At 70.4% G+C, this 18534-nt stretch carries 15 protein-coding genes; 12 read left to right on the top strand and 3 right to left on the bottom strand.

Annotation, left to right across the window (positions count from 1 at the left end):
• The first annotated feature begins 96 nt into the window (after positions 1 to 96).
• The 4 genes from QWI33_RS15710 (at position 97) to QWI33_RS15695 (ending at position 4219) form a co-directional block, all read left to right on the top strand.
• On the top strand, positions 97 to 648 hold the full coding sequence (locus QWI33_RS15710) for a hypothetical protein (protein ID WP_289958090.1): 552 nt from the start codon (positions 97 to 99) through the stop codon (positions 646 to 648).
• Entirely contained in the window at positions 648 to 1736 is a 1089-nt protein-coding gene (locus tag QWI33_RS15705; protein WP_289958089.1) for a peptidoglycan-binding protein, read from the top strand. The genes QWI33_RS15710 and QWI33_RS15705 overlap by 1 nt, the downstream gene beginning before the upstream one ends.
• The gene (locus QWI33_RS15700; protein ID WP_289958088.1) at positions 1733 to 2440 is read left to right on the top strand and encodes an ABC transporter ATP-binding protein; all 708 of its coding nucleotides are present in this window, start codon (positions 1733 to 1735) and stop codon (positions 2438 to 2440) included. The genes QWI33_RS15705 and QWI33_RS15700 overlap by 4 nt, the downstream gene beginning before the upstream one ends.
• Positions 2441 to 3046: 606 nt before the next feature.
• On the top strand, positions 3047 to 4219 hold the full coding sequence (locus QWI33_RS15695; RefSeq protein ID WP_289958087.1) for an ABC transporter permease: 1173 nt from the start codon (positions 3047 to 3049) through the stop codon (positions 4217 to 4219).
• Between the two features lie 76 nt (positions 4220 to 4295).
• Here QWI33_RS15695 and QWI33_RS15690 read toward each other — a convergent pair whose 3' ends face one another.
• The gene (locus tag QWI33_RS15690) at positions 4296 to 5768 is read right to left on the bottom strand and encodes an RICIN domain-containing protein (protein ID WP_289958086.1); all 1473 of its coding nucleotides are present in this window, start codon (positions 5766 to 5768) and stop codon (positions 4296 to 4298) included.
• Positions 5769 to 6004: 236 nt separating this feature from the next.
• On the opposite strand from QWI33_RS15690, the gene QWI33_RS15685 reads away from it, so the two are divergent.
• The 8 genes from QWI33_RS15685 to QWI33_RS15650 all read left to right on the top strand — a co-directional run bounded on the left by QWI33_RS15685 (position 6005) and on the right by QWI33_RS15650 (position 15898).
• Positions 6005 to 8017 carry a DNA polymerase III subunit gamma and tau gene (locus QWI33_RS15685; protein ID WP_289958085.1) on the top strand — a complete coding sequence of 671 codons (2013 nt, stop codon included), beginning with the start codon at positions 6005 to 6007 and terminating at the stop codon, positions 8015 to 8017.
• A 375-nt stretch (positions 8018 to 8392) separates the two neighbouring features.
• Positions 8393 to 8731: a YbaB/EbfC family nucleoid-associated protein gene (locus QWI33_RS15680; protein WP_353895491.1), complete on the top strand. Its 339-nt coding sequence runs from the start codon at positions 8393 to 8395 to the stop codon at positions 8729 to 8731.
• Positions 8732 to 8844: 113 nt separating this feature from the next.
• A complete protein-coding gene (gene recR / locus QWI33_RS15675; RefSeq protein ID WP_289958083.1) occupies positions 8845 to 9441 on the top strand; it encodes a recombination mediator RecR in 597 nt (198 codons plus the stop codon).
• 593 nt (positions 9442 to 10034) lie between these two features.
• Positions 10035 to 11777, top strand: coding sequence for an ABC transporter substrate-binding protein (locus QWI33_RS15670; RefSeq protein ID WP_289958082.1), 1743 nt, complete (start codon positions 10035 to 10037; stop codon positions 11775 to 11777).
• Positions 11778 to 11797: 20 nt separating this feature from the next.
• Complete coding sequence (locus QWI33_RS15665; protein WP_289958081.1) at positions 11798 to 12805, top strand: ABC transporter permease; 1008 nt, start codon at positions 11798 to 11800, stop codon at positions 12803 to 12805.
• Entirely contained in the window at positions 12802 to 13764 is a 963-nt protein-coding gene (locus QWI33_RS15660; RefSeq protein ID WP_289958080.1) for an ABC transporter permease, read from the top strand. The genes QWI33_RS15665 and QWI33_RS15660 overlap by 4 nt, the downstream gene beginning before the upstream one ends.
• Positions 13764 to 14840, top strand: a complete 1077-nt coding sequence (locus QWI33_RS15655) for an ABC transporter ATP-binding protein (protein WP_289958079.1) — start codon at positions 13764 to 13766, stop codon at positions 14838 to 14840. The genes QWI33_RS15660 and QWI33_RS15655 overlap by 1 nt, the downstream gene beginning before the upstream one ends.
• Positions 14837 to 15898, top strand: coding sequence for an ABC transporter ATP-binding protein (locus tag QWI33_RS15650; protein ID WP_289958078.1), 1062 nt, complete (start codon positions 14837 to 14839; stop codon positions 15896 to 15898). Before QWI33_RS15655 ends, QWI33_RS15650 begins: the two co-directional genes overlap by 4 nt.
• A gap of 192 nt (positions 15899 to 16090) precedes the next feature.
• On the opposite strand, the gene QWI33_RS15645 is transcribed toward QWI33_RS15650, so the two are convergent.
• On the bottom strand, positions 16091 to 16537 hold the full coding sequence (locus QWI33_RS15645; protein WP_289958077.1) for a hypothetical protein: 447 nt from the start codon (positions 16535 to 16537) through the stop codon (positions 16091 to 16093).
• A gap of 18 nt (positions 16538 to 16555) precedes the next feature.
• Positions 16556 to 18514: a serine/threonine-protein kinase gene (locus QWI33_RS15640; protein WP_289958076.1), complete on the bottom strand. Its 1959-nt coding sequence runs from the start codon at positions 18512 to 18514 to the stop codon at positions 16556 to 16558.
• Positions 18515 to 18534: the final 20 nt, after the last annotated feature.

Genomic DNA, 18534 nt, shown 5'->3' with positions numbered 1-18534 from the left:
CGCGGCATTGCCGTTTCGGCTTACGGCCGGGCAACGCCGCCGCGACTGTACTGGTGCTGCGCCGGGACCTCCCTGGCGGAGAAAGGACGAGCTTTCATGCGGCGATACACGATCGCACTCCTCTTGGGCCTGACGGCCCTGACGGTCGCGGCCTGCAGCGACGACGACGGCGACGGGGGCGTGGCCAGCGTCGACACCACCGCTTCCGAGTCCGCGAGCGAGGACGCCGGCGGCGGCGAGGAGCTGGACGGCTTCGAGCAGGCGCTGGCCTATTCGGAGTGCATGCGCGAGAACGGGATCACGGAGTTCCCGGACCCGGAGCGCAACGGCGAGAACGGCGTGGGCCTGTCCCTGCCCGAGGGCATGGACCCGCAGGACGAGGACTTCAAGGCCGCCGAGGAGGCCTGCGAGGACCTGATGCCCGGCCCGGGTGAGGGCGAGACGCTCGACCCGGAGATCTACGAGGCACTGCTGGACTACTCGGAGTGCATGCGTGAGAACGGCATCACCGAGTTCCCGGACCCGCAGCCGAACGGCGGCATCATGATGAACGGCGAACAGGGCTTCGACCCGCAGAGCGAGGAGTTCCAGGCGGCCGACGAGGCGTGCGCGGACCTGCGCCCCGAGCGTCCTAGCGAGGACGAGTGATGACCCGCGAGCGCCGCAGGGGCGCCGTCGGGAAGGCGGTCGCCGTGACCGCCGTGGCGGTGGCCGCCGCCGGGGCCGCCGCGGCCGCTCTCGGCTTCGATCCTCGGGTGTTCTTCGAGGAGGCCGAGGCCGGAGCGTCGCAGGAGACCCCGGCGACCGCCGAGGTCGTGCAGCAGACGCTCACCGAGACCGTGACGGCCTCCGGCGATCTCGGCTTCGGGGACGTGATCGGTCTCGACTGCCTGCGGGGCGGCACGTTCACGGCGCTGCCGAAGGCGGGCGACGTGATCGAGCGCGGCGGTGAGCTGTACGCGGTGGACGACCAGCCGGTGACCCTCCTGTACGGGTCGCTCCCGGCGTACCGGTCGCTGACGCCGGGCGCCGAGGGCGCCGACGTGCAGCAGTTCGAGGAGAACCTGTCGAAGCTCGGCTATGACGGGTTCACCGTGGACGACGAGTACACGGACGCGACCGCGGAGGCGGTGGAGGAGTGGCAGGATGACCTGGGCCTGCCGGAGACCGGTGTCGTCGATCTGGGTCAGATCGCTTACGCCCCTGGGGAGGTGCGGGTGGATACGGTCGGCGTCGAGCTGGGCGACCCGGCCCAGCCGGGCGCGCCGGTGCTCGACTACACGGGCCTCGACAAGGTCGTGACGGTGGAGGTCGACCTGGAGGACCAGGAGCTGGTCACGGTCGGCGAGGCCGTCGCGATCACCCTCCCTGACGGCACCGAGGCGACCGGGACGATCGCCGACTCCGAGTCGCTGGTGAGCGAGGAGGACACGCAGAGCGGCACCGAGAGCACCACGTACCTGGAGGTGACGGTGGCCGCGGACGACCCGGCGGTGTTCGACGGGCTCGACCAGGCCGCGGTCGACATCGGGTTCGCCGGGGACACGGCCGAGGACGTGCTCACCGTTCCGGTGGAGGCCCTGCTGGGCCTCGGCGCCGGCGGGTACGGCCTGGAGATCGCCCACGGCGACACCACTGAGGTGATCGCGGTCGACACGGGCCTGTTCGCCGACGGGTCGGTGGAAGTGAGCGGCGAGGGCCTCGAAGCGGGCATGGCCGTGGTGGTGCCCTCATGAGCACCCTCGCGCAGGCCCCTGCGGAGGCCGAGACGCCGGCGGGGCCGCGGCCGGTGGTGGAGCTCGACGGGGTCTCCAAGACGTATCCGGGCGGGGTGCGGGCGCTGCGCGGCGTCTCCCTGCGGATCGAGGCGGGGGAGATGTGCGCGATCGTCGGCCCCTCGGGTTCGGGCAAGTCGACGATGCTGCATCTCATCGGCACGCTCGACCGGCCCAGCGAGGGCACGGTCCGCATCGACGGGTTCGATGTGGCGCGGCTGCGCGACAAGCAGCTGTCCGCGCTGCGTGCCACCAGGATCGGGTTCGTGTTCCAGCAGTTCCACCTTGCGGTGGGCCAGCAGGTGCTCGACAACGTCGCGGACGGGCTGCTCTATTCGGGGCGGCGCGGTCCGGACCGGCGGGCGCGTGCCGCCGCGGCCTTGGAGAAGGTCGGGCTCGCGCACCGCTTGGACCACTTGCCGAACGAGCTGTCCGGTGGCGAGCGGCAGCGGGTGGCGGTGGCGCGGGCGATCGTCGGGGAGCCGGCGGTGCTGCTCGCGGACGAGCCGACGGGCAACCTCGACTCGGTGTCCGGGGCCGGGGTGATGGCGCTGCTGCACGAGCTGCACGCGGCCGGGACCACCGTCGTGGTCATCACGCACGACCAGGACATCGCGCGGTCGCTGCCGCGGCAGGTCGCGATGCGCGACGGAGAGGTGGTCTGAATGCCAACGCCCTCAACCGGTCCGGGCCGCGGCGAGGAGCCGCTCCCGGGCGGCTGGCCGCCGCCGATCCCCGCGCCGCCGACACCGAACGCCGACGGGGCCGATGCGGCGGGAGGCCGACTCGGACCGCGAACGCCTACCGGGCCTTCGGGGAACGAACCGCCGGCACCGAACGTCGACGGAACCAATGCGGCGGGAGGCCGACTCGGACCGCGAACGCCTACCGGGCCTTCGGGGAACGAACCGCCGGCACCGGACGCGGACGAGGCGGCCTCGTGGCGTTCGGCCAGCGGGTCCTCGCGTCCGCAGCCGAGCAGCGCGCCGCAAGGCGGTCCGCTCGAACCGGCGCCGGGCGTCGAGCAGGCATCGACGCCGACGCGACCGGCAAGTGCGCCTTCGCGACCGCAGCCGGGAACCGCGCAAGGAGGCCCGCTCGAACCCCCGCAGGCCGCCGCTTCGGCGTCGCCGCCCGGTTCGGGCACGGCCCCGGTGCCGGACGCCGGGCCGCCACCGCCGGGGAGGCGGCCGAAGGGCGCTCGCCGGATGCGGTCGCTGCGGTCGTCCGGTCCGGCGGAGCCTTCCGCGAAGTCGCTGCGGTCGGCTCGGATGCACCCGGGGGACGTGCTGCGGGTGGGGGCCACCGGCCTGCGCACGCGGCCGCTGCGGGCGTGGTTGTCCGCGTTGGGCATCGCGATCGGGATCGCGGCGATGATCGCGGTCGTCGGGATCTCGTCGTCGAGCCGGGCCGAGCTCGACCGGCAGCTCGCGGCGCTCGGCACGAACCTGCTCACGGTCTCGCCGGGCACGTCGATGATGAGCGGCGAGGTCGGGGTGCTGCCGTACGAGGCGGTGTCGATGATCGGCCGGATCACGCCGGTCACGCAGGTCGCGGCGACCGGGGTGGTGCCGGACGTGAACGTGTACCGGTCGGACCGGATTCCGGAGTCGCAGAGCGGCGGCATGACCGTGCAGGCGGCCGAGCTCAACCTGCTCGACACGGTGGGTGCGGCGCTCGCGGACGGCGTGTGGCTCAACGAGGCCACGGCGCAGTACCCGGCGGTGGTGCTCGGCTCGAGCGCCGCCGAGCAGCTGGGGGTCACCGGCGCCGGCGTGGACGTCTACATCGGCGGGCAGTGGTTCTCGGTGGTGGGCGTGCTGGAGCCGGTGGCGCTCGCGCCGGAGCTGAACCTGACGGCGCTCATCGGCTGGGAGTCCGCTGCGGCGTACCTCGCGTTCGACGGGCACGCGACCACGGTGTACACCCGCGCTGAGGACGCTTATGTGCTCGATGTGGCGAACGTGCTCGCGGCGACGGCCGATCCGTCGGCGCCCGATGAGATGTCGGTGTCGCGGCCCTCTGACGCGCTCGAGGCGCAGCAGGCGGTGGACTCGGCGTTCACCGGGATGCTGCTGGGGCTCGGCGCGGTGGCGCTGCTCGTCGGCGGGGTCGGGGTCGCGAACACGATGGTGATCTCGGTGCTGGAGCGGCGCAGTGAGATCGGGCTGCGCAGGTCGCTGGGGGCGACGCGCGGCCAGGTGCGGGTGCAGTTCCTCGCGGAGTCGCTGCTGCTCAGTGCCCTGGGCGGCCTGGGCGGGGTGCTCATCGGGACCGTGGTGACGGTCGGGTACGCGTCCTCGCAGGGCTGGCCTGCGGTGGTGCCGTACTGGGCGAGTGCGGGCGGTGTCGGCGCGACGCTCTTCATCGGCGCGGTCGCGGGGCTCTACCCGGCGATCCGGGCGTCCCGGCTCTCGCCGACGGAGGCCCTCTCGACCCAATAGGGAGAGGCGGTGCCCGTTCGGGCACCGCCTCTGGGTGCGGCGGCCGCCGATACCAGGGGCGGCCGCCGCGTTGCGCTTACAGGTACTGGCGCAGGATCGGCGTCAGCAGGCCGGCGATCTTCGCGTGGCCGGCGTCGTGCGGATGCACGTTGTCGCTGGTGTCGGTGGACGCATTCACCCAGCCGCGGGTGTCGACGTAGTGGACCTTCGAGTCACCGGCGTTGTTGCGGTTGGCGACGGCGTTCTGCACCTCCGTGAGCAGGCGTTCGCGGAAGACGCCCATCGCGAGGATCTCCGCGTTCGGGTACGACTGACGGACCCGCTGCAGCAGCAGGATGTAGTCGGCCTGGAACTGCGCCGCGGACACCTTGTTGTTGGTGCCCAGGTTGATGACGACCACGTCGGTCTCGTAGGTGTTGAACTCCCACATGTCGTTCGCGTCCTGGTTGGTGGTGCGCAGGAACCAGTCGACCATGCCGCGGCAGTCGGTGGTCGAGACGCACGCGCCGCCTTCGGCGACCTGCATGTGGGAGGCGCCGACCGCTTCGGCCGAGTTCCACGCGTAGGTCGAGAAGGGACGGTTCGCGTTCGGCGAGCCGACGGTGATGGAGTCGCCGATGAACTCGATGTGCTTGTCGGGCCGCACGGTCGCGCTGGTCGCGCCGCCCGAGCCGAGGATGAACCCGCCGAAGGACGGGTCGCCGGTGTAGGAGCCGGCCCGCTCGCGGAAGCCGATGCGGATCGTGTGGGTGCCGCTGAGGCCGCTCCTGACGGTCACGTTCCCGGAGACGTTCCGCATCCAGGTCTCGTTGCCGCCGTCGATCGAGTACCACATGTCGATGGTGTTGCGCAGCTTCACGCCGATCGAGGAGCCGGTGAAGGCGGTCTCGACGTACCCGCCGGCCCAGCCCATCTGGTACCAGGTGGCGTTGTCCTTGTCCCAGCGCCCGTAGAACTGGACGTTCGGGTCGGTGAGGGAGCCGTTCCCGGAGGTGCCGCCCGTCTCGACCGGCACGAGCTTCCAGTGCTGCGTCTCGAGGTTGTTGCGGGTGTACTGCGAGACGCGGCTGCCCGCGGTGGTCGCCCCCTCCCAGTTGTCGAGGGCCTTGCCCGAGTTGCGGTTCACGAGTTCGACGCTGCCGTCGGACTGGTTGTTGACCTGCCACTGCTGGTTGGTGCCGTTGTTGTCGGCCCACTGGACGATGTCGGCGCCGTTGGCGGTGGACTTGGCGTAGACGTCGAGTACCTGATTCGAGTGCCGGGCCTGGATCCGGTAGTAGCCGCTGCCGGAGTCGACGAAGCGGAACTGCTGGCTGGTCGCGTTCGACGTGGTGGCGAGGACGGCTTTCGCGCCCGCGGTGGTGGAGCCGCCTTCGATGCTGACGGCGAGGCCGGTCTGGTCGTTGACGATCCGGTACCAGACGTTGGTCTCGACGGCGGACGCCGGAGCGGCCGTGAGGGCGGTGAGGCCCGCGGCCGTGCAGACGGCGACGGTCACCGCGGCGAACCAGCGCGCCAGTCTGGCGCGGGATGGAGCGGGAGTGCGCAAGGGGGAACTCCTTACATTGAAACGTTTAAATGCGTCGGTATCGTTAGAGGATACCGCTTACACGTGAGCGAAGCCACCCCCGAGAACGCCCGAAAACAACGAGATACCGACACCACCCGACACGCCGCGGCCCCTGCTGTGCCGCCCGCACCAACTCCACCGGTCGCGCCGCCATATGTCAGAGCCAGGCCGTACCCTGGCAGGAACGGAAGAGCCCCGGCCAGCAGGAGGAAGACGTGGCACTCGCGCTGTACCGCAAATACCGGCCGCAGACCTTCGCAGAGGTCGTCGGCCAAGAGCACGTCACCGAACCGCTCATCAACGCCATCCGCGCCGGGCGCCTCAACCACGCCTACCTCTTCTCAGGCCCCCGCGGCTGCGGCAAGACCTCCTCCGCCCGCATCCTCGCCCGCTCCCTCAACTGCGCCCAGGGCCCCACCCCCGAACCCTGCGGCGAATGCCGCTCCTGCCGCGCCCTCGCCGCAGACGGCCACGGCTCCGTCGACGTCATCGAGATCGACGCCGCCAGCCACGGCGGCGTCGACGACGCCCGCGAACTGCGCGAACGCGCCGTCTTCGCCCCCGTCGACTCCCGCTTCAAGATCTACATCATCGACGAAGCCCACATGGTCACCGCCGCAGGCTTCAACGCCCTCCTCAAACTCGTCGAAGAACCCCCCGAATACGTCCTCTTCATCTTCGCCACCACCGAGCCGGACAAGGTCCTCCCCACCATCCGCTCCCGCACCCACCACTACCCCTTCCGCCTCATCGCCCCGCCCGCGATGCGCGAACTCTGCCGCAGGCTCTGCGACGAAGAAGGCGCCGTCGTCGCCGACGACGTCCTCCCCCTCGTCGTCCGCTCCGGCGGCGGCTCCGCCCGCGACACCCTCTCCGTCCTCGACCAGCTCATCGCCGGCGCCGGACCCGAAGGCGTCACCTACGAACGCGCCGCCGGACTCCTCGGCGTCACCGACGCCGGACTCCTCGACGAAATGTGCGAAGCCTTCGCCGCCGCCGACGGCCGCGCCGTCATGGAAGTCGTCGAACGCGTCGTCGAAGGCGGCCACGACCCCCGCCGCTTCGCCGGCGACCTCCTCGAACGCCTCCGCGACCTCATCGTCCTCCACCAGGTCCCCGACGCGGGCTCCTCCGGCCTCGTCGACGCCCCCGCCGACCAGCTCGCCAAGATGACCAGCCAGGCCACCCGCATGGGCACCTCCACCATCACCCGCATGGCCGAGGTCATCGCCGCCGGACTCGCCAGCATGCGCGGCGCCACCGCCCCCCGCCTCCTCCTCGAACTCGCCTGCGTCCGCGCCATCCTGCCCGGCTCCGACGAATCCATGGCCGGACTCACCCAGCGCCTCGAAACCCTCGAGCAGCGCGCCGCCGGAGCCGCCTTCGCGGCGCCGGCGCGCGAAATCCCGACCGGCGGCGCCGCCGCGGCACGCGCCGCGCTGGCGAAGACCGCCGAGCCCGCTGCTCCCGTCCCTGCCGCGACTCCGGCACCGGTCCCGCCGCCGCCCGCAGAGGAGACGGCCGCAGTGCCGGCCGCTCCGGTCGCCGTGCCGCCCTGGGAAGACGAAGCCCCGCAGGCGAGCCCGCCGGTGCCCGAGCCCGCGGCGCCCGCTGACGACTGGGCCGACGCCGAGCCCGTCCCGGCCGCCGAGCCGGCGGCTCCGGCGTACGCGCCGGTCGCCGAGTCCGGTGGGGCCTCAGCCGCTTCGATCCGGCGCCAGTGGGACCGGATCATGATGGCGGTCAAGGACAAGAAGCGCACCACTGCGGCGCTGCTGCAGGATGCGACGATCGCCGACGCCACGGACAACGAAGTGGTGCTCGCCTTCAAGCACTCCTTCCATGCGGAGAACCTGCAGAAGGAGCCCGCGTACGGGATCGTCGTGGGGGTTCTCAACGACGTCCTCGGCGGCAACTGGAAGATCCGGTGCGAAGTGGGGGAGGCCGGGAGCCTCCCAAAAGCGGGAACGGGACCGGCGCCTAGCCCGGCGCCGAGCCGCCCCGCGCCTGCGGGCTCGTCGAACGGCCAGGCGCAGAGCGCTCGGCAGCAGGGCGCCCCGTCCCGCCAGGCCCCGCCGCCGGCCGCGGAGTCCTTCGAGGAGCCTCCTGCGGACGACTTCGACGAGCCGAGCCCTGACGACCCCGTCGCCCCGGGCGGCTTCGGCACGAGCGAGGAGCAGGCCGTGAAGCTCCTGACGACCGCCTTCAGCGCCAAGCAGATCGCCTGAATTCCCCAAAGTTATCCACAGGCTTCCTACCTGCAATAACACTGATTTTGCGGTGGGTTATCCACAGGCGGAAAACTTCTGTTGCCACTCCGCTACCCATCGTGTTGTAGTAGATGGCAAAAACGCCATCGGGCATCAGCGGGATGGCGGCGACAGAAGGGGATTCGCGAACGTCGCCATACCGAGGTCGCGCGCGGCAATCCGGCCGCGCGCGGTCCCCGCCAGATGCCCTACCGCCCCTCGCTCCCGCGGGAGCACACGCGGGCGGCCGAGACACCACCTCGGCCGCCCGCCACAACACGGATGTCGCCCGAGACGGCTAGGCTGGCGGGACACCTAGGAGACCCGGAGCCGACGGCGAGGAGTGACATGGACATGTTCGCAGGAGGAGACCTGCAGAAGATGCTGCAGCAGGCGCAGCAGATGCAGGCCGACATGATGCAGGCTCAGGCCGAACTGGCCGAGTCCGAGGTCACCGCCTCCGCCGGCGGCGGGCTCGTGAGCGCCACGGTCACCGGCGACGGCGAGCTCAAGGGTGTCAAGATCGACCCGAAGGCGATCGACCCCGAAGACGTCGAGACCCTCGAAGACCTCATCCTCGCCGCGGTCCAGGCTGCCAACGCGGACGCCAAGCGCCTCGCCGCCGAGAAGATGGGCCCGCTCGGCGACGCCCTCGGCGGCATGACCGGCGGCCTCGGCATCCCCGGAATGTAGACCAGGAACCAGGAACGACCTCCTAGGGCCGCAAGGGCCCCGGCGCGTTTGCGCCGTTCACCAGCCGCCACCCCCACATTGACCGCGAACGAGCCGCAGGAAAAGAGAGATCCTTGTACGACGGGGCTTTGGGCGACCTCATCGAAGAGCTGGGCCAGCTCCCGGGCATCGGCCCGAAGAGCGCCCAGCGGCTCGCCTTCCATCTGCTGGCCTCTGAGAGCGTCGATGTCGAGCGCCTCACTTCCGCGCTCGAGCGGGTCAAGGCCCAGGTGCGCTTCTGCGAGACCTGCGGCAATGTGACCGAGGCCGAGCAGTGCGGCATCTGCCGGGACCCGCGCCGGTCGGAGGCGCTCATCTGCGTCGTCGAGGAACCCAAGGACGTGCTCGCGATCGAGCGCACCGGGGAGTTCCGCGGCCGGTACCACGTGCTGGGCGGTGCGATCAATCCGCTGGAGGGCATCGGCCCTGACGACCTGCGGATCCGCCAACTCTTGATCCGTCTCCAAAAGGGAGAGACGAAGGAGCTGATCCTGGCCACGGACCCGAATACCGAGGGCGAGGCGACCGCCACCTACCTGGCGATGCTCATCAAGCCCATGGGGTTCAAGGTGACCCGGCTCGCGAGCGGTCTGCCCGTGGGCGGGGACCTGGAGTACGCGGACGAGGTGACGCTCGGCCGGGCGTTCTCGGGCCGCCGGGACGTCGACTAGCAGCGCCTGGAGGGGCGTCGATTAGTGGCGTCCGGAGGGGCGTCGGTTAGCGGCGCCTGGAGGGACGTCGGTTAGCGGCGTCCGGAGGGGTGTCGACTGGCGGTGCTCGAGAGCGAGCAGTTGCGGGGGAGTCGAAGGCGCGAGCCTGAGTGGTCCGGGCCCCCCGGGGGCGGAGTCCTTGGGGTCGGCAGGGCTCGGCGTCGGGGTCGACGGGACCCGGTGTCTTGAAGGGGTCCCGGAGTCCGGGCGTCCGGGTTGTCGGCGTTCAGTGGCCCCAGGGACCTTTGTTCACCGATGAGCCCTGTTCGATCGGGCCGGTGCGTCCTGATCGATCGGGAGTTCGATGGGCCCGAAGTCGTTGGGGCGCCGCGCTCTGTAATTGGCAGGTTTGCTCTCCGTTAGGGCGCGTCAGGCGGGGCTGTTTTGAGTCCCCTTGTGGCGCAACGGGATTCACTTCGGTGCGATCCTTACGATTTGGGTAACAATATTCGCCGAAACGGTCACGATCACATAACGCTTAACAGTGGTGTAACTCACCTGCACTTAGGCTGTCTCTACCTCCGAATACCCAACGACGACGGGTGAGACAACCTATGCGCACGTCACTAACCCCAACGAAGCGCGCCCTCGCCGCAGCGGCGAGCGCCGCTCTGGCATTGGGCCTCTTCGCCGCCTGCGGCTCCGACGGCGACGGCGGCGGTGACGCCGACTCCGCCGAGGACTTCGACTTCTCGTGTCCTGAGCGCACCGACGGCACCCCCGAAGCCGACACCGCCAGGAACGATTCGCAGCCGTTCGTCTTCGGCACCCCTGGCGACCCGACCAGCCTCGACCCCATCCTCGCCTCCGACGGTGAGACCTTCCGCGTCAACCGCCAGGTCTTCGACACCCTCCTGGACGCCGACTGCACCGACACCGTTCCCGGTCTCGCCGAGTCCTACGAGCAGAACGAGGAAGGCACGGAGTGGACGTTCCACCTGCGTGAGGGCGTGACCTTCCACGACGGGCAGCCCCTCGACGGCGCCGCCGTCTGCAAGAACTTCGAACGCTGGGCGAACTTCAAGGCGGGCTACCAGTCCCCGAACTTCACCTACTACTACTCGTCGGTGTTCGGCGGCTTCGCCGAGAACGACCCGGCCATGGGCATCACCACCGAGTCGATCTACAAGGGCTGCGCCGCCGACGGCCTCGACGCGACCATCAGCCTGAGCAAGTACACCTCGAGCTTCCCGGGCGCGTTCACCCTCGAATCGCTCTCGATCATCAGCCCGGCCTCGATCGACGCCGTCGCCGACGCCGCGATCCCCGCGGCCGACTCGCCGCTGCCGGAGTACACCCAGACCGTCGGCACCCTCGCCGGCACCGGGCCTTACAAGCTCGAGAGCTGGGACCACAGCTCGCAGGAGGTCGTGCTCACCCGCAACGACGAGTACTTCGGCGAGCCCGCGAAGGTCAAGACGGTCATCTTCAAGACCATCTCGGACGAGACCGCCCGCCGCCAGGCCCTCGTGGCCGGCGACATCCACGGCTACGACCTCGCCGCCCCGGCCGACGCCCAGGCGCTCATCGAGGACGGCTACCAGGTGCCCGTCCGCGGCGTCTTCAACCTGCTGTACCTCGCGTACACGCAGAGCCACGCCCCGCTCGAGGACCACGCCGTCCGCGAGGCCCTCTCCTACGCCATCGACCGCGAGCGCATCGTCAACTCGGTGCTCCCGGCCGGCGGCATGGTCGCAACCCAGTTCATCCCGCCGAGCCTCGAGGGGTACTCGGAGGACGTCGCGACCTATGACTACGACGCCGAGAAGGCCAAGCAGATGCTCGCCGACGCGGGCGCGGAAGACCTCACCATCACCTTCTGCTACCCGACCGACGTGACCCGGCCGTACATGCCGGCGCCGAAGGACATCTTCGACATGATCTCCTCCGACCTGCAGGCCGCGGGGGTCACGGTGGAGGCCAAGCCGATCACGTGGGTCGACTACATCCCGACCACCCGTTCCGGCGACTGCCCGCTGTACCTGCTGGGCTGGACCGGCGACTTCGCCGACCCGTACAACTTCCTCGGCACCTGGTTCGCCACCGAGTCCACCGAATGGGGCTTCAACAACCCCGAGGTGTTCGACGCGATCGCCGCCGCCAACACCGAGCCCGACCAGGCCACCCGCGTGGACCTGTGGAAGACCGCGAACGAGGCCGTGATGGCGGAGCTGCCGGGCCTGCCGATCTCGTCCTCGCCGCCGTCGATCGCGTTCGCGCCGGACGTGTACCCGCCGGACGTCTCCCCGCTGACGCGGGAGGACTTCTCGCAGGTCTACTTCACCACCGGCTCCTGACGGAACGATTACAGCCGAATATGCTGCGCTACACCGTTAAGCGCCTCCTGCAGTTGTCCGTGGCGCTCTTGGGACTCTCGCTGCTGCTGTTCGCGTGGTTCAAAGCCCTTCCGGGCGGACCCGAGAACCGGTTGCTCCCCGAGAACGCCACGGACCAGCAGCGGGAGGCGCTGCGGGCCGCCCTGGGTCTGGACGAGCCGGTCTGGACCCAGTACGGCGAGTTCCTCTCCCGGATCGTCCGCCTCGACTTCGGCTCCTCGCTGTCGAGCGGACGTCCGATCGCGACGGAGCTCGCCGACCGCCTGCCCGCCACCGTCGAACTCTCCTTGGCCGCCATGCTCATCGCCGTCGGCCTGGGCATCCCGCTCGGGTACCTCGCGGCGAAGCGCCGCGGCACCTGGGTCGACTTCAGCACCGTCTCCGGCTCGCTCCTGGGCACGTGCATTCCGATCTTCTTCTTGGCCGCCATGCTGAAAGTGGTGTTCGCGCAGGAGCTCGGGTGGCTGCCGACGACGTTCCGCCTGACCGCCGGCGCCGACTTCACCGAAGTGACGGGCCTGCGCGTGCTCGACGGGCTCATCACCGGCGAGCTCGACATCGCCTGGGACGCGATCAAGCACCTGATCCTGCCCGCGATCGCGCTCGCCTCGATCCCGCTCGCGGTCATCGTCCGCATCACCCGCGCGAGCGTGCTCGACGTGGTCGGCGAGGACTACGTGCGCACCGCTGACGCGAAGGGCCTCAAGCCCTCCACGATCCGCGGCCGCCACGTGATGCGCAACGCGATGCTCCCGATCGCGACGATCATCGGCCTGCTGCTCGGCAGCCTCTTCGCGGGCGCGGTGCTCACCGAGAGCGTGTTCGCGTTCGGCGGCATCGGCTCGTTCGTCTACCAGGCGACGACCGAGCGGGACTACCCGGCGCTCATGGGCTTCATCCTCGTCATCGCCGTGTTCTACGTGGTCATCAACCTCCTCGTGGACCTGTCATACGGCCTGCTCGACCCGAGAGTGCGGGTGCGCAAATGACCATCGCGAAAATCGAGAAGCTCGACCGGCTCATCGAGGCCACGGCCACCGCCCGGGACGCCAAGAGCGGTTCCCTGTGGCGCCAGTCGATCCGCCGGATGCGCCGCTCGCCCATGGCGATCACCGGCGCGGTCATCGTGGGCCTGTTCGTCCTCGTGGCGATCGTCGGCCCGTGGGTCGCACCGTACGATCCGACCGCGCAGACCTGGGGACGCGAGGTCTTCCTGAACCGGAACATCTTCCCGGGCCCGCGCCCGGAGAACTGGTTCGGCCTGGACCACCTCGGCCGTGACATGTTCTCCCGCATGATCGTCGGAGCCCGCCAGACGCTGCTCGTCGGCGTCGTGGCCACGCTCATCGGCTTCGTCGCGGGCGCGTTCATCGGCGGTGTCGCCGCCGCGGCGGGCACGTTCGGCGGCCGCTGGGGCGAACGCCTCGAGGCCGTCATCATGCGCGCGGTCGACGTGGCGCTGGCGATCCCGATGCTGCTGCTGGCGTTGAGCGTCGCGGCGCTGCTGGGGCCGTCGCTGCGGACGGTGATGATCGCGGTCGGGGTCGCGCAGATCCCGATCTTCGCGCGGCTGCTGCGCGGTTCGATGCTGGCCCAGGCCCATTCGGACTACGTGCTCGCGGCCATCGCCATCGGCGTCCCCAAGGGACGGATCGTGGTCTCGCACATCCTGCCGAACTCGCTGGGCCCGGTGATCGTACAGGCGACGCTGGTGCTCGCGACGGCGATCATCGAGGCCGCCGCGCTCTCGTACCTGGGCCTCGGCAACCCCGACCCGGGCAGCGCCGAGTGGGGCACGATGCTCGCGGATGCGCAGCGGTTCCTTTCGGGCGCACCGCAACTGGCGATCTACCCGGCCGTCGGCATCATCGTCACGGCGCTCGGCTTCACCCTCCTGGGCGAGGCCATGCGCGAATCGCTCGACCCGAGACTGCGGAGGCAGGAATAGTGGCACTGCTCGAAGTCGAAGACCTGCGGGTCGCCTTCGGGGCGTCCACCGCCGTCGACGGCGTGTCGTTCTCGGTCCCCGAAGGCAAGGTGGTCGGGCTCGTGGGCGAGTCCGGCTGCGGCAAGTCGGTGACGAGCCTGGCGATCATGGGGCTCCTGCCGAAGCCCCGCGGCCGCAGGGCCCGCCAGCCCGTTCAGGCCGCCGCCGCGGAACCGGTCGACAGTGGACTGAAGGCGACCGCGGTCGCCCCGCAGACCATCGCGGCCACCGGCGGCCGAGGCCGCCGGGGCGGCGCGGAGGTCGAGGGGCGGGCCGTCTTCGACGGCACCGACCTCCTGTCGCTCGCGCCGGCCGCGATGCGCCGCCGCCGCGGCAAGGACCTCGCGATGGTCTTCCAGGACCCGCTGTCGAGCCTCAACCCGGTCGTCCCGATCGGCCGACAGATCACCGAGGTCCTCGAACGCCACCGCGGCCTCAAGGGCGACAAGGCCATCAAGGAGGCCTCGGACCTCCTCGACCGCGTCGGCATCCCCGACCCGGCCCGCCGCCTCAAGGAGTACCCGCACCAGCTCTCGGGCGGCATGCGCCAGCGCGTGCTCATCGCGATCGCGGTGGCGTGCGCGCCGAGGCTGTTGATCGCCGATGAGCCGACGACGGCGCTCGACGTGACGATTCAGGCGCAGATCCTCGAGCTCCTGAAGGACCTCGTGGAGGCGGAGGGCACGGCGCTGCTGATGATCACGCACGACCTCGGGGTGGTCGCGGGGATCTGCGATGAGGTGAACGTGCTGTATTCGGGGCGGGTGGTCGAGTCCGCGCCGGTGCGTGAGCTGTTCCGGCGGCCGACGCATCCTTACACGATCGGGCTGCTGGGTTCGATTCCGCGCCTTGATCTTCCGATTCACGAGCCGTTGATGCCGATCCGCGGTTCGATCGCGGATGTGATCCGCTGGCGGGACGGTTGCGCGTTCGCGCCGCGCTGCGACCGTGTCGCGGCGCCTTGCGTCGAGGGTGAGCCCGCGCTGGTCGGGGCTGTGCACGCCCACCGCTGCGTCATGGCCGAGGAGGTCGCATGAGCACTGAGCAGCACGCGGATCCGCATGTTCCCGCGCAGCGCACGGAGGAGCCGGACTTGTCCGCTGCCGCGACGTCTGACGTTTCGACGCCGTTGCTCGAGGTGGAGGATTTGAAGGTCCACTTCCCGATCCGGCGCGGCATCGTGGTGGAGCGCACGGTCGGCCATGTGCAGGCGGTCGACGGGGTCGGTCTCCAGATCGACGCGGGCGGCACGTACGGCCTGGTTGGTGAGTCGGGTTGCGGCAAGACGACGTTCGGGCGGGCGGTGCTGCGGTTGGAGGAGCCGACCGCGGGGCGGGTGCGGCTCGGCGGTGACGAGGTGACGGCCATGAAGGGTGAGCGTCTGCGCCGCTTCAGGTCGCGGATGCAGATGGTCTTCCAGGACCCGCTCGGTTCGCTGAATCCTCGGCACAATGTGGAAATGTTGTTGTCGGAGCCGTTGAAGGTGCACGGGGTCGGGTCGAAGGCGGAGCGGCGCAAGCTGGCGGTCGAGACGCTCGATGCGGTGGGTCTGCCGAAGTCGGTGCTGGAGCGGTTCCCGCACGAGTTCTCGGGCGGTCAGCGTCAGCGTCTGGGCATTGCGCGGGCGTTGATGCTGCGTCCGGATCTGATCGTGTGCGATGAGCCGGTGAGTGCGCTTGACGTGTCGATTCAGGCGCAGGTGATGAACCTGCTCGATGAGCTGCAGGACGAGTTCGGTCTGACGTATCTGGTGATCGCGCACGACCTCGCGGTGGTCCGTCACCTCTCCGACCGGGTCGGGGTCATGTACCTGGGCAAGCTGGTGGAGGAGGCGGATTCGGAGACGATCTACGAGCGTCCGCGGCATCCGTACACGAAGGCGCTGCTTTCGGCGGTGCCGCAGCCTGATCCGGAGATCGAGGCGAACCGTGAGCGGATCATCTTGAAGGGCGACCTGCCGTCGCCGGCGAATCCGCCGTCGGGTTGCCGCTTCCGCACCCGCTGCCCTTGGGCGGAGGACATCTGCGCGGAGGTGGAGCCGGAGTGGCGGGAGGCGGCGAGCGGTCATAAGGTCGCTTGTCACTTCGATCTGTGATCGAACAGAGGCGCAGTGATCTGTGATCGAACAGAGGCGCAGCGATCTTTGAACGATTAGAAGCGCAGCGATCTTTGAACGAAGAGAAGCGCAGCGATCTCTGATCGAGCAGAGCTCGCAGCGTTCGCTGTTTGAGCGAGGCGGGGGGGGGGGGGGGCCCCCCCCCCCCCCCCCCCGCCGCCGTCTTCGTGTTCAGCGCTGGAAGCCCGGGTAGGTCTCCTCGGGCATCAGACCGATGAATTTGATCGCGTAGTCGTCGAGTTCGTCGTCGTAGTCGGGTCGCAGGCGCATGCCGAGTTCGGGGACGGCGTACATGCCGGCGCTGTGGATCGGCGGGAGTCCGATGAGGGCGGTGAGTGCGGCGACGACCTGCTGTTCGGGCCGGTTCAGCAGCTGTACGCCCTCGTAGAGCACTTCGACGTCGTCGTTGACGACTTCGATGAAGTTGAGCCGATCGGTGTCGTCGTACGCGAGGGACACGAGCGAGGGCAGGTAGAGGTCGGTGTCGGCGGTCGCGGTCTGGTCCGGTCGCCAGGCCTCGTATTCGCCGAGTCGACTGCGGTGCGAGGCACGCGTCTCGCCGAACCGGGCGAAGTCGAATCCGGCCTTGGGGATGACGGTCATCGGGGTGGTGATCAATGCGGTTCCTTCTGGTGGTCAGGCGAGCCGCCATGTTCTGACGCTGCCGTCGTCGTATCCGATGAGGGCGGTGCGCTGGTCGGGGGCGATGAGGGAGGCCAGTGCGACCGGGCGCGGTTCGCCGGGTGCGGTGAGCTCCTGTCGGCTGCGCTCCTCGGTGCCGGCGAGGACGGGGAGGTCGTTCTCGATGGTGAGCATGGCGTCGCCGGTGTCGCCGGGCAGCAGCCAGGTGTCGTGCGGGGCGTCGATGGGGGCGAGCGGGAGGGGTTCGCCGATGGATTCGTAGGTCCAGAGGTCGACTTGGTAGTAGCGCTGGTCGGTCGCGTTGTAGACGAATCCGCGGGGGCTGCCGTCTTCGGCTTGGGCGACCCGGAGGCCGGCGGTGCGGTCGGTGTCGGGTCGCCAGTCGGCATGGGGCGGCACGCGTCCGCGGACGGAGCCGTCGGTGGGGTGGTGGAGGGTGACGGCGCCGTCGGGTTCGGCGTGGGCGACGGCGAGTTCGCCCCTGTTGGGGGCGAGGGCGGCGTGGTCGATGAACCCGGGCTGGAGGGTCATGCCTTGGCCGGGAGCGCCCGTGTCAAGGTCCACTGTGGCGCAGCCGGTCGGGGTCATGGCGGTGAGCACTGTGGAGTCGTTGCGGACGTGGGGGGCGTAGGTGGCCGCGGCGGCGTCGAAGGCGCCGGTGCCGATCTTCGTGAGCTCGGTGCTTCCGGCGTCGGCGACGTGCACGCCTGATGCGCTGTCGACGGCGATCACGCGTGCGCGGCCGCCCGGGACGGGTGCGATGAGCAGGGCGGTGACCGGGTGCTCGGTCTCGGTCGCCCCGAGTGCCGTGCCGATGTTGAGGTCCCAGAGCCGCAGTTCGGTTCCCGCCGCGGTGTAGAGCACCGGCCCGGCCGCGCCCGGTGCGGGGGTCATTGCCGCGATCGGGGCGTCGTGGGCGGTGATGAGGAGTCCGTCGTGGGGGACGACGGTGGTCGGGACGGCGGGCTCCTCGGTCGAGGTGTCGTCGTCGTGTCGTCGTGTGGTGTTGAGCCACAAGGTGCTTGCTGCTGCCGCGGCTGCGACCGGGGTGCCGATCGCGGCGGCGAGGAGGGTGCGGCGGCGGGTTCGGCGGGCGGCGCCGGGCGGCGGGAGGGGCAGTGTCGATGTCGGGTCGGGGCTGTCGCCGCGGCAGGCGTCGGCGAGGGCGGCCGCGTCGCGCCACCGCCGGGCCGGGTCCTTCTCCAGGGCCCGCATGATGACGGCGCGGGCGTCGGCGGGGACGGTCGCGGGGAGTTCGGGCGGTGGTTTGTGCAGGTGGCCGTGGACGACGGGGGAGAGGGTCGGTCCGGTGAACGGCGGTTCGCCGCTGAGGCATTCGTAGGTGACGACGCCGAGGGAGTACAGGTCGCTGGCGGGGGTGAGCGGTGCGCCGTCGATCTGCTCGGGGGAGGCGTAGGTGAGGGTGCCGAGCTGCACGCCCGGTCCGGTGAGGGCGGTCTCGTCGGCGAGGAGGGCGATGCCGAAGTCGACGAGCCGGGGATGCGAGTCGTCGCCGACGATGATGTTGGCGGGCTTGATGTCGCGGTGGATGACGCCGGAGGCGTGGGCGGTCGCGAGGGCGTCGGCGATCTCGGCGCACAGGCGCATCGCCTCGCCGGGCGGGAGGGGCCCGTCGGCGAGGACGGCGCTGAGCGGCCTGCCTTCGACGTACTCCATGACGAGGTAGGAGCGGGTGTCGTCGGGGCCGGTGTCCTCGCCGTAGTCGTGCAGGACCGCGATGCCGGGGTGGCGGAGGCGGGCCACGGCCTGGGCTTCGCGCACGAACCGGGCGCGGGCCGCGGCGGCGCCTTCGACGCCGCCGCGGTGCAGCAGTTTGATGGCGACGTCGCGTCGCAGCCCGGTGTCGAACGCGCGCCACACCTCGCCCATGCCGCCGGCGCCGATGAGCGCGTCGAGCCGGTACCGGTCGGCGATGAGCTGTCCTGCGGGCATCGGGTTCCTCACGGCTGGCT

This window comes from Glycomyces tritici (assembly GCF_030403505.1).
This window is presented reverse-complemented; position numbering and strand designations above follow the sequence as displayed.

What these genes read in the sequence shown, in the direction of transcription:
- QWI33_RS15700 (WP_289958088.1), top strand. Translation starts at nt 1,733, where the DNA reads ATGAGCACCCTCGCGCAGGCCCCTGCGGAGGCCGAGACGCCGGCGGGG.
- QWI33_RS15670 (WP_289958082.1), top strand. Translation starts at nt 10,035, where the DNA reads ATGCGCACGTCACTAACCCCAACGAAGCGCGCCCTCGCCGCAGCGGCG.
- QWI33_RS15710 (WP_289958090.1), top strand. Translation starts at nt 97, where the DNA reads ATGCGGCGATACACGATCGCACTCCTCTTGGGCCTGACGGCCCTGACG.
- QWI33_RS15650 (WP_289958078.1), top strand. Translation starts at nt 14,837, where the DNA reads ATGAGCACTGAGCAGCACGCGGATCCGCATGTTCCCGCGCAGCGCACG.
- QWI33_RS15640 (WP_289958076.1), bottom strand. Translation starts at nt 18,514, where the DNA reads ATGCCCGCAGGACAGCTCATCGCCGACCGGTACCGGCTCGACGCGCTC.
- QWI33_RS15705 (WP_289958089.1), top strand. Translation starts at nt 648, where the DNA reads ATGACCCGCGAGCGCCGCAGGGGCGCCGTCGGGAAGGCGGTCGCCGTG.
- QWI33_RS15695 (WP_289958087.1), top strand. Translation starts at nt 3,047, where the DNA reads ATGCACCCGGGGGACGTGCTGCGGGTGGGGGCCACCGGCCTGCGCACG.
- QWI33_RS15660 (WP_289958080.1), top strand. Translation starts at nt 12,802, where the DNA reads ATGACCATCGCGAAAATCGAGAAGCTCGACCGGCTCATCGAGGCCACG.
- QWI33_RS15665 (WP_289958081.1), top strand. Translation starts at nt 11,798, where the DNA reads ATGCTGCGCTACACCGTTAAGCGCCTCCTGCAGTTGTCCGTGGCGCTC.
- QWI33_RS15680 (WP_353895491.1), top strand. Translation starts at nt 8,393, where the DNA reads ATGTTCGCAGGAGGAGACCTGCAGAAGATGCTGCAGCAGGCGCAGCAG.